Here is a 13028-nt window from a genome sequence, read left to right on the forward strand (position 1 = left end):
CTGATGAGCGTAAAAATTCTTGAAATGAAAAACTTTATTATTCCGGTAGCTATCGGTACCCTGATCATAGGCGCCGGTTCCTGCACGAAAAATTTCCTCGACCTGAAGCCTTTGGATAGATTAAGTGAAGCAACTTATTTTAATACCCCCGATCAGTTTAAATATGCAACCAATGATTTTTATGAAAAAATGATCAGCTGGGAGCCGGTCGATGGAAGCAGTATTTACGATTTTATGGACTTCGGTTCAGACATTTCAGCCTTCGTTGGCGATGCTGCACAGGTAAAGTATGGCCGGGGTGCCGTGAATGTACCACTTGACGATAAATATTGGGTGAATCCCTATGCCTACATCCGTAGCATTAATATCATTCTTAAAAAAGCAGATGCCTATTCCGGCAAAAAAGAAGACATAAAGCAATACGTAGCGGCCGCAAAATTTTTCAGGGCCTGGCATTATTTCTTTCTGTTAAAACGCTTCGGCGGCGTTCCCATCGTAACAACAGTACCCGACATCGAGGGGGAGGAATTAAAGGCCCCGCGAAACAGCCGTTATGAGGTGATTGATTTTATACTGGCCGATCTAAAAGAAGCCATTGCCGGTTTGCCAACAGAACAGGCAATTCCAACCAGCGAAAAAGGGCATGTAAGCAAATGGGCAGCAGAAGCCTTTAAGGCACGGGTACTGCTATACGAAGCTACCTGGCGCAAATACACCGGCACCTCTACCGATTTTAAAGGTTCAGGCGGTGCGGCCGCCGATCAGGTTAACCAGTTTTTGACTGAAGCAATTAGTCTTGCCAAAGATGTAATGCAGAATGGCGGTTATAAATTATGGAACTATAACAGCAACACGGCCATTGCCAACCGAAGCAATTTTTACCTGTTTTGTATAGATGGCTCAGGGGGTAACCCGGCAGGGCTCGATAAAACCACCAACAGTGAGTTTATACTTAAAAGCATGTACGACATAAACCTGCGCCCCGGTGGTATCAATCTGTCGCATACAGTTCAAAACCAGGGGCTGCCCAACCGGAAAATGATGGATATGTATCTGTGCACAGATGGATTACCGGTAAATAAATCGGGTTTGTTCAAAGGCTACAAAAATGTGTCGAAAGAATACCAGAACAGGGATTACCGTTTGCTGAGTTATGTGTTGGGAAACAAAAAAGCGCCCGATTCAGGAACGATCACATTGGACGGGAAAGTGGGTTACACCAACTTTAAATTATCCGCTTACAATTATCCAACTTACCGCACCAGCAATCAGGAATCGCAAGATTATCCACAGATCCGGCTGGCCGAAGTGTACCTGATCTATGCCGAAGCTTTGATGGAAAAGAACGGCTTCATCAGCGATGCCGATCTGAATAGCTCCATCAACCAGTTACGCGCAAGGGCCGGGGTAGCGCCACTCACGAATGCGCTGGTCACCAACAATGGTTTGAATATGCTGGATGAGATCAGGCGCGAGCGCACCGTGGAGTTATATGGCGAATGCTTCCGGTACGACGATCTGAAACGCTGGGGTATTGCAGAACATGAGCTCAATCAAAGCGTATGCGGTATGGTAGTAGGAGGGGCTTCCTATGAAACCGAATTCAAGGTTGCTTCAAAAGTAGACCCCACCGTGGATAGCGCAACGGGCAAATATATAGTGCGGAATTACGAGAAAACAGCCGGAAGTGGCGATGGCGAAACAGTGGTATCTACCGTTTACGGCGGTCTGAAAGCTATATTGATCGATGATGCAGCTAACCGTAATTTCAGAAGACAACATTATTTGTACCCGCTGCCATTGAGGCAGATCCAGTTAAATCCTAACCTGGTTCAGAATAATGACTACTAAAGCAATAGGCAATAGGCAATTGACAGAGAGAGGAGCAAACACAATTTGAAAGCTCCTATCCAATCGGGAGATATCAAATTGACTGTCGATTGTCTATTGCCAATAGTTATAACAACTTGAAGAACCTGTTTAAATCCAAACTATATGAAGTTCCCAATAAAAAAGATCCATTCCATAACGGCCTTACTTGTTTTGGCAGGCATGTATGCTGGTTGTACTAAAGGGCCCAGGCTTAAAGACTATACTTATCCCGAGCCTCAACCGAAAAGTATGTTTCCTGACAGCGGTTATGCCGGATTCGCTACTGTAACGATCACGGGCAGTACATTTGGTGATTATAAAGATGTGGTTAAGGTGTTCTTTAATGGTATTCAGGCCGATTCGATATTGTCGTGTGAAGATGGAAAAATAGTAGCCCGCGTACCAAAAAATGCCCTGTCAGGGAAAGTAAGTCTGCAGGTTTGGACACACATCGTTGATTCTATAGGACAATTTAACATCGTTGCAGCCCCGGTGGTGTTATCAACTAATAAGGATATCGGTTTACCAGGTGAAACGGTGGTGATAACCGGTGCGGGATTTGGTATCGACCCGGCAAAAGTAAAAGTAGATTTCAATGGTACAACCGGTACTATTACCACTATAAACGATTCAACACTTAACGTAACCTTACCGCAGGGATTCACCTCTGGTAACATTGTGGTATCGGTTAATAATTATCCGGTAACCGGCCCATTGTTCAGGGCCGTTGCAACTGTTCCGAACCCAATTTACTGGCTGTCATTTGAAGGCAACCTGACCGACAATATGGGGGGGGCTGCTGCGACTTATACTTACAAAACGCCCGAAGGTAAGCCCATGAGCTATGTTAATGGTATAGCCGGACAGGCTGTCAAATTGGAGGGCACGTATAATTTGACAACGACAAATAACCAGGTATTGGCATTGCCCGCCCAAATAACCAGGCAGAAAGAGCTTACTGTTGCCTGCTGGGTGAACTGGACGAATGATTCTACCAACTGGGTACAGGAGCCTGTGTTTGATGCCGGAGCGGCCAGGGGGCAACGTATCTGCTTAATGACCAGGATGAATTCAGGTTTTGGCACCGGTTATCTTAATATGATCGGCCGCTCGGTCTTTGAAAACATTAATGGTTTTGGTACACCCCCTACTTATTTTAACGCAATTGGCAAAGGACCGCTTCCGCCCAAAGAATGGCATCATGTAGCCATGGTAATTTCAGTAACCAATCGCATTGAAAGAATTTATATGGACGGTGTAGAGGTTGGTTCAGTGACTTTAACCGCCGCTGCAGACCATACTGTATATAGTCACTCCAAAGTTTATATCGGTTCACCAACCAATGGCGTTACCAAAGAACCGGCATTGGGTGGTATGATAGACGAGTTTCAGATCTATAACCAGGCATTGACCGCCGACCAGGTATTTGCCATTTACTACAAGAACAAGCCGTAACGGCGAAATATTTATTTTCAAAAGCCCAATTAAACTATGAAACGACTCGCCCTTTTTTCTATACTCGCCACTGTATTGAGTGTATCTATGATAGACTGCTCAAAAAAAGGCGGCGAAGAATATGATGAGCTTTACGACACCACTAACATGGTGGGTGCAGTTAAATATATTGATACATTGCCTCCCGGTACTCCGTTAATTCATCCGGGTGGATTGAATGTAACTGAAGATTTTGACCGCATCAAAGCGGCGCTGGTTGCAAATAATAAAGACATTACAGCCGGATACAATAAACTGAAAGCCAACTCGCATGCAGATTCAACGTATACGCCCAGCCCGGTTGTAAAGTTGATCAGAGGGGGCAGTAGCCGGGAAGAACCTGAACCGGATAACTATTCGAAGGCTTTCAATGACGCGGCTGCTGCCTATCAGTTGGCGCTTCGCTGGAAGATCGAAGGCAGAACAGGTTACGCCAATAAAGCCGTTCAGATCCTGAACGCCTGGGCTTCTACCTGTACGCAATTAAGCGGCGACCCCAATGTGTTCCTGGCAGCCGGTTTCTACGGTTACCAGTTTGCATTAGCCGGTGAACTGATGCGCGATTATAGTGGCTGGGCACCTGCCGATTTTCAGGCCTATCAGCAATGGATGTTAAAGGTGTTTTATACCATGAACCATTCATTCCTGGTAAATCATAACGGCGCCTGTATCGATCACTATTGGGCTAACTGGGACCTGGGTAATATTGCCTCTGTTATGGCAATCGGTATTTTAACCGATAACCGTACCATGTACAACGAGGCCGTGAATTATTTTCAGCGGGGCGCCGGAAACGGAAATATCAGAAAGGCCATTTATTATGTACATAAAGACGCCGGTTTGGCCCAGATACAGGAAAGCGGTCGTGACCAGGGGCATGCTACGCTTGTAACAGCCTTATTGGCCACCATTTGCGAAATAGCTTATCACCAGGGCGATGATTTTTATGGATTTAATGATAATATGGTGTTGAAGGCTTCTGAATATACCGCCAAATACAATGTGGCTTATGAGGATGTTCCTTTCCAACAGTATCCGTACAGGGATTGTGATACAACGATCATGCAAACTGAAATTAGTGATTACCAACGAGGCACGGTGCGCCCCATGTATACGATGATCTATAATCATTATGTAAAGCGCAGGGGATTGAAGGCGGCGCCGTACACTGAGCGCGGTGTTAACGCCAGCTATCCCGAAGGCGGTGGTGGCGACTACGGTCCCAATAGCGGTGGCTTCGACCAGTTAGGATTCGGCACCCTGTTATATTCAAGATAGTTAGGATGATCCAATATCCTGTTTAAATCCAGCTGATTTCTCTACCCATGTAGTTCAGGTGACATGCGGCAGAAAGTTACCAGGCTTCCCGGTTCACCGGGAGGCCTTTTCTGTTGATCGGGGAAAAGGCAACACTAAAGGGTATAGCAATTAATGCCGGCAACCTTTATGATATTAATACCACTGCCGGCATGAGCTATGAATTTGTTCCTTAAATAGAAATGGCAATAGCAATTAAAACTCCATTAGAATATCATTAAAGTTAGCCGGCGCATTTTCTAATATTGTTCGCTACCGGAAGAAAATTTTATTAATGAGTTGTTATTGGGTCAAATAAACAATTAAAAGTTGCCATCGGGCCTTTGCCCGTGTTCATTTTACCGTTAATTTTACGAATCCCGCATTACTGCTAACAGTAGCATATGGGGGACCTAAACGATGGCTTTCCATTAAACGGGAAAGCTTTATTTTTTAGGGAACAGTAACAACTGTTTGTTTAATGAACTTCATATTATTTGGAGCCTGATGATGAAGTCGGTTATTAAAATGCTGCTTTTATGTGGTTTTCTCTTTCTTGGGGGGTATGCACATACAACCCAGGCTCCCTTTGGCCCCGCAAATACGGCCGACAGATCTGCGCTGGCGGAATATCCGGTAGTGCAAAAAAATAAAGCATTCTTTACAGCCGCACCCCTTCCCGGATTAAGAAAAGTTGCCGATCCATTAAAGGCCACAAAAGAAGAGGATGATGACGATGATGATGATTTCTTTAAAAAACATCCGGGCACAGGTTATGGGGGCATTTCTTCTTTTTATACTACAATAGTTGAATATTGCGATTATTATTTGAGCGGTCGCCTGCCAGTTCGTGAACATTTTTCCTACGTCTCCACATCAAAGTTTATCATGCACTGCGTGATCAGGATATGATCCCTTTCTTCCATAGCGGACAAACAATGACAGCCTAACCACTCCATTATTGATTGTATTGCTTGCCATAATAGCTTAAGCTATCGTGGTTAGGAATGCTTTGTCCCCGCTTTAATCAATATTCTCAGGCAATCTCTAAACGCTCCATAAATATTATGAAACAAATTCTTATGCTCATTGGCTTATATGCCACCCTGGTGTGCCATACAAGCTGTAAAACAAAAGCGGAAACCACTAAAGAAGAGCCTACAAAACTGCTCGTGACAAGTCCGGTGAAAATGGACACAACCGTAACCAATGAATATGTGTGCCAGATAAAGTCCATCCGCAACATTGAATTGAAAGCGCAGGAGAAAGGTTACCTCGAACGCGTGTATGTTGACGAAGGCCAGTATGTAAAGGCCGGACAATTATTATTCAAGATCATGCCTACTGTTTACCAGGCCGAAATGGAAAAAGCTGATGCGGAAGCCCAGGCTGCAGAAATTGAAGTGAATAATACCCAATCGCTGGCCGATAGAAATGTAGTATCAAAGAACGAACTGGCGCTGGCCGTTGCTAAATTAAAAAAGGCAAAGGCGGAGTATGCGCTGGCCAAAGCACACCTGGCATTTACCGACATCACAGCCCCTTTCGATGGTATTGTTGACCACCTGCATTTAAAACAGGGAAGCCTGGTTGAAGAAGGTGAGTTGTTGACAAGCCTGTCAGACAACAGCAAGATGTGGGTTTACTTCAACGTATCTGAACCGGAGTACCTGAATTATAAAGAACATGCCCAGGCAAAAGAAAAGCTGAAAGTAAACCTGATGATGGCCAACAAAGAGTTGTTCAAACATCCCGGTTATGTTGAGACCATTGAAGCCGAGTTCAACAACGAAACCGGTAACATCGCTTTCCGCGCCACCTTCCCCAACCAGGAAGGATTGTTACGTCATGGTGAAACCGGCAGCATTCTCATGAAGGAAGATCTGAAGAATGCCATCATCATTCCGCAAAAAGCGACACTGGAGATCATGGATAAAAAATATGTGTATATAGTTAATAAAGACAATGTGGTGAAGCTGACGCCCATTACCATCGCTGCTGAAATACCTGACCTGTATGTGATCAAGGACGGTGTAGCCGAAGGCGACAAGATCTTGCTGGAAGGGATCCGTAAGGTGCAGGATGGTAACCGGATAGCCTTTGAGTATGAAGAACCCGGCAAGGTAATGTCTCAGTTAAAGTTGGAATCGGAATAATGCAGGTTGCCAGTTACCAGGTACCAGTTACAGGAACTCAAATTAATTGCAGGTTGATTACAGGCCGGCTTTCCGCATGAAGGGCCCGGCAACCGGAAACTGGTAACTAAAATATTGACCATTCACCAAACGTAAAGATTAGAATACATGTTTAATATATTCATGAAAAGGCCGGTCTTTGCGATCGTGCTATCCCTCGTTATTGTCTTTATGGGGATACTGGCGATCAATACCCTGCCTACATCTCAGTTCCCTTCCATTGCGCCCCCACGGGTAATCGTTAGTGTGGCGTACCCCGGCGCCAGTGCCGATGTGTTGGTAAAATCAGTGCTCATCCCCATGGAAAAAGCCATTAACGGGGTGCCTGGTATGAAATACATGACCTCAGATGCCACCAGCGCCGGTGAGGCAAACGTACAGGTGGTGTTTGATCTGGGAACCGATCCCAATGCGGCGGTGGTAAACGTAAAGAACCGCATTGAGCAGGTAACAAACCGGTTGCCTGTACTGGTGCAACGCGAAGGTATCATCGTTAACCTGCTGCAGCCGAACATGTTGATGTATGTAAACGTATACAGTAAGGATAAGAACGCCAATGAAAACTTCCTGTACAACTTTACCAACGTAAACATCATGCGCGAGCTCAGCCGCGTAAAGGGTATTGGTAGCGCGCAGATCTTAGGTAGCCGTAACTATGCCATGCGCATTTGGCTGAAGCCCGACCGCATGCGGGCATACAATGTATCAACCGATGAAGTAATGGAAGCCCTGGGCAGTCAGAGTATCATTGGTTCGCCCGGCCGGTTGGGAAGAAGTGATGGTAAGCGTTCCGAAGCATTGGAATATGTGTTAACCTATCAGGGCCGGTATAACCAGCCGGAGCAATATCAGAATGTGATCATTCGCGCCAACCCCGATGGCGAGATCCTTTACCTGAAAGATATCGCCGATGTAGAGCTGGGAAGTGAATTTTATGATATCTATTCAAACCTCAATGGCCACCCTTCTGCGGCCGTGGTATTGAAACAAACCTATGGCAGTAATGCCCAGGATGTAATTAAAGCGATAAAAGAAAAACTGGAAATACTGAAAAAAGAATCCTTTCCGCCGGGAATGGATTATGAGATCGATTATGACGTCTCGAACTTCCTCGACGCTTCTATAGAAAAAGTGTTGCATACGCTGGGCGAGGCCTTCGTGCTGGTGGCCATTGTGGTGTTCCTGTTCCTGGGCGACTGGCGTTCTACGTTGATCCCCACGCTGGCGGTACCTGTATCGCTTATTGGTTCGTTCTTCTTTATGCAGTTGTTTGGGTTGAACATCAACCTCATCACGCTGTTTGCGTTGGTACTGGCCATTGGTATTGTGGTCGATAACGCCATTGTGGTTATTGAAGCGGTGCACGCCAAAATGGAAGAAACGCATATGTCGCCTTATAAGGCAACAAAGGAAGTATTGCATGAGATCAGCGGCGCCATCATCGCCATCACCTTCGTAATGGCAGCGGTGTTTATTCCCGTGGCGTTTATGAGCGGTCCGGTAGGGATCTTCTACCGCCAGTTCTCCATTACAATGGCAACCGCCATCGTACTGTCGGGTGTGGTGGCGCTTACTTTAACACCAGTGTTGTGCGCCATGTTATTAAAGAATACCCATGGCAAGCCAAGAAGGAAGACGCCGATCAATCTATTCCTCGATGCCTTCAACCGGGCGTTTGAGAAACTGACGGGCCGGTACTCGAAGCTGATGGAAAGGATCGTGAGCCGCCGCCTGGTCACATTCTTATTATTAGGTGCATTCTGTTTTGGCATCTTTGGCATTGGTAAAACATTGCCTTCGGGTTTCATTCCCAATGAAGACCAGGGTATGATCTACGCCATTATACAAACACCGCCCGGTTCCACCCTCGAAAGAACAAACGACCTGTCGAAGCGGGTACAGGAAATTGCCGAACATGTAGATGGCATTCAATCGGTATCGGCGCTGGCGGGTTATGAGGTGTTGACCGAAGGCCGTGGTTCAAATGCCGGTACCTGTATCATCAGTTTGAAAGACTGGAGTGAACGTAAACATAATGTGAACGAGATCATTGAGGAACTGGAAGAAAAATGTAAAGAGATCCCCGGTGCTACCATTGAATTCTTTGGTCCGCCGGCCGTGCCCGGTTATGGTTCTGCAGGTGGTTTTGCCCTGCGTTTGCTCGACAAAACCAATAGCGATAATTACACCGACATGGAAAAGGTGAACGATGATTTCATGGCTGCGCTCAGAAAACGTAAAGAGCTTACCGGTTTGTTCACCTTCTTCAGCGCCAACTATCCGCAATATGAATTGCAGATCGATAACAAGGCCGCTATGCAAAAAGGCGTATCCATCGGAAAAGCCATGGACAACCTGTCGATATTGATAGGTAGTACCTATGAGTTGGGTTTCATCAGGTTCGGTAACTTTTTGAAAGTGTTCGTGCAGGCTTCGCCTGAATACCGCGCCCTGCCCGATGATCTCTTGAAACTATATGTAAAGAACAACCGCGAAGAAATGGTGCCTTACTCGGCATTCATGTCAATAAAGAAAACACATGGGTTGAATGAGATCACCCGGTACAATATGTATAACTCCTCGGCTATCCGCGGGGAACCGGCGGCAGGTATAAGCAGTGGTGAAGCCATTAAGATCATTCAGGAAGTGGCCGATAAAACATTGCCCCGTGGTTATGGTATCGACTGGGAAGGGTTGTCGAAAGATGAATCATCGCGTGGTAATGAAGCGGTGATCATTTTCGCCATCGTATTGATGTTCGTGTATTTGATCCTGGCTGCGCAATACGAAAGTTTCATTTTGCCATTATCGGTTATTCTCTCGTTGCCTGCCGGGGTATTCGGTTCGTTTTTGTTGATCAAGGTAATGGGACTGGCAAACGACATTTACGCCCAGGTGGGTTTGATCATGCTGGTGGGTTTGCTGGGTAAGAACGCGGTACTGATCGTAGAGTTTGCCGCGCAAAAACACCGTGCCGGCATGACCGTTTTCAGGGCTGCGATGGAAGGCGCCCGAACACGTTTCCGCCCCATCTTAATGACATCACTGGCGTTTATTGCCGGGTTGATACCGCTGGTATTTGCTACAGGCCCCGGTGCCATTGGTAACCGTACCATTGGTTCATCTTCCTTAGGTGGTATGTTGGTGGGTACACTGGCCGGGGTAATTGTTATTCCCGGATTGTACTATATGTTCGGTAAACTGGCAGCCAAACGCAAGCTCATTAAAGATGAAGACGAAAATCCATTAACAGAAGAAATAGATCACAATGTTTAAAAACAACCTATGCAAATACCTGGGCATCGCAAGTATTTGCCTGGCCTACACGGCCTGCAAACTGCCTGTTCTGGTACAAAAAACAGAGAGCAAAGCAACCCCTGCGAGTTTCAACAACTCGCAGGATACTGCCAATATAGGGGCCTTAAAATGGTCAACCTATTTTACCGATCCCTATCTGGTAGCTTTGATCGATACCGCGCTTCAGCATAACCAGGAGTTGAACATCACCCTGCAGGAGATCGAGATCACAAAGAACGAGATCCAGGCAAGAAAGGGGGAATACCTGCCCTTTGTGGGCGTAAGGGCTGGCGCCGGTGTTGAAAAAGTAGGCCGTTATACCAGCCAGGGTGCTGGTGACGCCACTACCGAAATAAAACCCGGTAAAGAAATGCCCGACCCGCTGCCCGATTTTCTACTGGGTGCCTATGCAACCTGGGAAGTAGACATCTGGCACAAACTGCGCAATGCGAAAAAAGCAGCCGTGACCCGGTACCTGGCAACCATAGAAGGCCGCAACTTTGTGGTCACTACACTCATCGCCGAGATCGCCAATTCATATTATGAATTGCTGGCGCTCGATAACCAGCTCGATATTGTAAAAAAGAACATCGAGATCCAGAGCAATGCGCTCGAGATCGTAAAGGTGCAGAAGGAAGCAGCACGGGTAACGGAGCTGGCCGTGCGTAAATTCGAAGCGGAAGTGCTGAAAACAAAAAGCCTGCAATTCGATATTCAGCAGCAGATCACCGAAACAGAGAACAGGATCAACTTTTTGCTGGGCCGCTTTCCGCAACCCATTGCCCGCAATGTACAAACAATGGATAAAGCCATGCCCACCATGATACAGGCTGGTATTCCGGCGCAGTTATTAAGTAACCGGCCCGACATTAAACAGGCGGAGCTGGAACTGGCTGCATCGCGGCTGGATGTACAGGTGGCCAAAGCGCAGTTCTATCCATCATTGGGCATTACTGCCGGTATCGGGTACAATGCATTTAACCCCGCTTATTTGTTCAGAACGCCCGAGTCAATGTTATATTCACTCGCAGGCGAGCTGGTAGCGCCGGTTGTGAACCGGAACGCCATAAAAGCGGCCTATATGAATGCCAATGCCAAACAAATACAGGCGGTGTATAATTATGAGCGCACCATCGTAAATGCGTATGTGGAAGTGGCCAACCAGATCTCGAAGATCGGTAACCTGCAAAACAGTTATGAGCTGCAGACAAAGCAGGTAGCAGCGTTAACAGAATCGATCAACATTTCGAACGACCTGTTCAAATCGGCCCGCGCCGATTATATGGAAGTGTTGCTTACCCAGCGCGATGCGTTGGAATCAAAATTTGAACTCATCGAAACAAGAAAAGAACAAATGGTTGCCACCGTGAAGATCTACCAGGCGTTAGGCGGTGGGTGGAAATAAGAATTAGACAACATAAATAGAAAAACCCGCAGCGCGCAAAAGCCCCGTCTCCAGTTAGGTGGAACGGGGCTAATTTTTTGTTTCAAAGCGTAATTATTTCATCCTTACATATTTTTCAATATTCAACCGGTTCACCCCGGTGGCTGCTATCTTTTCTATTCCCTGCTGTATGAGGGTGTCGTTATGGATGGTAACAGTAAACGAAAAGTCATTGTTCTCCCAACTCCGGTCGCTGCAGTATTCAAGGTGTTCGGTATAGGTGCTGTCTTTGAGGGTATATTTACCACCGCCCGAAGAAAAGAAAGCGGTAGCGGAATCTTTGCCTTTGTTGAGGTCATGACCTAAAAATGAAAAATGCGAATCGTTGATGACCTTGATAAACTGTTTGTTTTGCGTGTAGTCGGTAACGGTGGTGTCGTTCTTTTCTATCAGGGTGCCAGATATCAGTTTCCAGGTACCGGTAATGGGCAGGGTCGATGGTTTTGTGTTGCACGATACATAGAGTAGAATGGTGAAAAGAGAAATGGCAAGTCTCATGTGCGTTTTTCTTTAAAAGTATTGCAAAATATGTATAGCTACTGCAATACTATTCCATGAACCTGAAAACGATCCATCAAAAAGTACCGGCCGCCACTTTTCTGCGGGTAAGTAAATCATACGTGGTCAATAAGGAATACATTGAATCGTTCGACAACCATAATATCTACATCGGTGAAACCGAAATTCCCCTGGGCGAGGTATACCGCGCAGCATTCTTTGACAATTATGCAGGTGGTTTTATGAGTGGGGAAGCGTGAACCGCAATCCTTCCTTTCTAATTGTAGCTTTTTGTATTATTTTTACGCCAACATGCATTGGCTTAATTGGAAGAAGTAACTACCCATACTGACGATACCTTGCTGGCATTGATGGCAAACGATGATAAAGATGCGTTCACCCTGCTTTATCGCCGGTATTGGGAAGCCATGTATTTAACAGCTGCCAAAGCGCTTCGCTCAACAGACGATGCGGCCGACATGGTACAGGAGGTTTTTTTATCGCTCTGGAACCGCCGCCACGAATTATCAATTACCGGCTCCCTCGAGGCTTACCTGCAAACAAGTGTTAAGTACAAGGTCATTAACTATATTGAGAAGAACATTACCCGCCGCGATTACCTGGCTTTATTGGCCGACATGTTGAACAATTATGAACCGCCTGATGCGGAATTACAGCTGCAATTAAAAGAGTTACAACAGTTGGTGCAATCGGCAGTGGAGCAAATGCCCGGCAAAATGCGCACGGTGTACGAGCTCAGCCGCCAGCAACACCTGAGCCATAAAGAAATAGCGGAACGCCTCGGCATTTCAGATGAAACAGTTAAAAAGCATATTCAGCATGCCCTGCAGCTCATTAAAGACGTGATCCGGAAAAATGCAGGGTCCTTTGCAGCGCTGCTTTTTCATTATCTATTCTCCTGATCAGTAATG

10 protein-coding genes are annotated in these 13028 nt (G+C 46.2%); 9 read left to right on the forward strand and 1 reads right to left on the reverse strand.

Features of this window, described 5'->3' with window-relative positions; all coding sequences use genetic code 11:
- Positions 1-24 precede the first annotated feature (24 nt).
- The 7 genes from A3860_RS25985 to A3860_RS26015 all read left to right on the forward strand — a co-directional run bounded on the left by A3860_RS25985 (position 25) and on the right by A3860_RS26015 (position 11559).
- Complete coding sequence (locus A3860_RS25985; RefSeq protein ID WP_081151643.1) at positions 25-1851, forward strand: RagB/SusD family nutrient uptake outer membrane protein; 1827 nt, start codon at positions 25-27, stop codon at positions 1849-1851.
- Between the two features lie 144 nt (positions 1852-1995).
- Entirely contained in the window at positions 1996-3327 is a 1332-nt protein-coding gene (locus A3860_RS25990; protein ID WP_081151645.1) for a LamG-like jellyroll fold domain-containing protein, read from the forward strand.
- A 36-nt stretch (positions 3328-3363) separates the two neighbouring features.
- Positions 3364-4644, forward strand: coding sequence for an alginate lyase family protein (locus tag A3860_RS25995; RefSeq protein WP_081151648.1), 1281 nt, complete (start codon positions 3364-3366; stop codon positions 4642-4644).
- A gap of 525 nt (positions 4645-5169) precedes the next feature.
- Positions 5170-5574, forward strand: a complete 405-nt coding sequence (locus tag A3860_RS26000) for a hypothetical protein (RefSeq protein ID WP_143774267.1) — start codon at positions 5170-5172, stop codon at positions 5572-5574.
- 155 nt (positions 5575-5729) lie between these two features.
- On the forward strand, positions 5730-6818 hold the full coding sequence (locus A3860_RS26005) for an efflux RND transporter periplasmic adaptor subunit (protein ID WP_081151653.1): 1089 nt from the start codon (positions 5730-5732) through the stop codon (positions 6816-6818).
- A gap of 147 nt (positions 6819-6965) precedes the next feature.
- Positions 6966-10133 carry an efflux RND transporter permease subunit gene (locus tag A3860_RS26010; RefSeq protein WP_081151656.1) on the forward strand — a complete coding sequence of 1056 codons (3168 nt, stop codon included), beginning with the start codon at positions 6966-6968 and terminating at the stop codon, positions 10131-10133.
- Positions 10126-11559 (forward strand): TolC family protein, encoded by a 1434-nt coding sequence (locus A3860_RS26015; protein ID WP_081151659.1) that lies wholly within the window; start codon positions 10126-10128, stop codon positions 11557-11559. Before A3860_RS26010 ends, A3860_RS26015 begins: the two co-directional genes overlap by 8 nt.
- A 93-nt stretch (positions 11560-11652) precedes the next feature.
- Here the strand turns inward: A3860_RS26015 and A3860_RS26020 are convergent, their stop codons facing one another.
- On the reverse strand, positions 11653-12096 hold the full coding sequence (locus tag A3860_RS26020) for a lipocalin-like domain-containing protein (protein WP_081151662.1): 444 nt from the start codon (positions 12094-12096) through the stop codon (positions 11653-11655).
- Between the two features lie 56 nt (positions 12097-12152).
- On the opposite strand from A3860_RS26020, the gene A3860_RS26025 reads away from it, so the two are divergent.
- Positions 12153-12356 (forward strand): LytTR family DNA-binding domain-containing protein, encoded by a 204-nt coding sequence (locus tag A3860_RS26025; RefSeq protein ID WP_081151665.1) that lies wholly within the window; start codon positions 12153-12155, stop codon positions 12354-12356.
- A 66-nt stretch (positions 12357-12422) separates the two neighbouring features.
- Entirely contained in the window at positions 12423-13019 is a 597-nt protein-coding gene (locus A3860_RS26030; protein WP_081151668.1) for an RNA polymerase sigma factor, read from the forward strand.
- The last annotated feature ends 9 nt before the right edge of the window (positions 13020-13028 follow it).

The sequence above is a fragment of the Niastella vici genome (assembly GCF_002077945.1).
In the GTDB taxonomy this organism is placed as follows: Bacteria; Bacteroidota; Bacteroidia; order Chitinophagales; family Chitinophagaceae; genus Niastella; species Niastella vici.

What these genes read in the sequence shown, in the direction of transcription:
- A3860_RS25985 (WP_081151643.1), top strand. Translation starts at nt 25, where the DNA reads ATGAAAAACTTTATTATTCCGGTAGCTATCGGTACCCTGATCATAGGC.
- A3860_RS25990 (WP_081151645.1), top strand. Translation starts at nt 1,996, where the DNA reads ATGAAGTTCCCAATAAAAAAGATCCATTCCATAACGGCCTTACTTGTT.
- A3860_RS25995 (WP_081151648.1), top strand. Translation starts at nt 3,364, where the DNA reads ATGAAACGACTCGCCCTTTTTTCTATACTCGCCACTGTATTGAGTGTA.
- A3860_RS26000 (WP_143774267.1), top strand. Translation starts at nt 5,170, where the DNA reads ATGATGAAGTCGGTTATTAAAATGCTGCTTTTATGTGGTTTTCTCTTT.
- A3860_RS26005 (WP_081151653.1), top strand. Translation starts at nt 5,730, where the DNA reads ATGAAACAAATTCTTATGCTCATTGGCTTATATGCCACCCTGGTGTGC.
- A3860_RS26010 (WP_081151656.1), top strand. Translation starts at nt 6,966, where the DNA reads ATGTTTAATATATTCATGAAAAGGCCGGTCTTTGCGATCGTGCTATCC.
- A3860_RS26015 (WP_081151659.1), top strand. Translation starts at nt 10,126, where the DNA reads ATGTTTAAAAACAACCTATGCAAATACCTGGGCATCGCAAGTATTTGC.
- A3860_RS26020 (WP_081151662.1), bottom strand. Translation starts at nt 12,096, where the DNA reads ATGAGACTTGCCATTTCTCTTTTCACCATTCTACTCTATGTATCGTGC.
- A3860_RS26025 (WP_081151665.1), top strand. Translation starts at nt 12,153, where the DNA reads ATGAACCTGAAAACGATCCATCAAAAAGTACCGGCCGCCACTTTTCTG.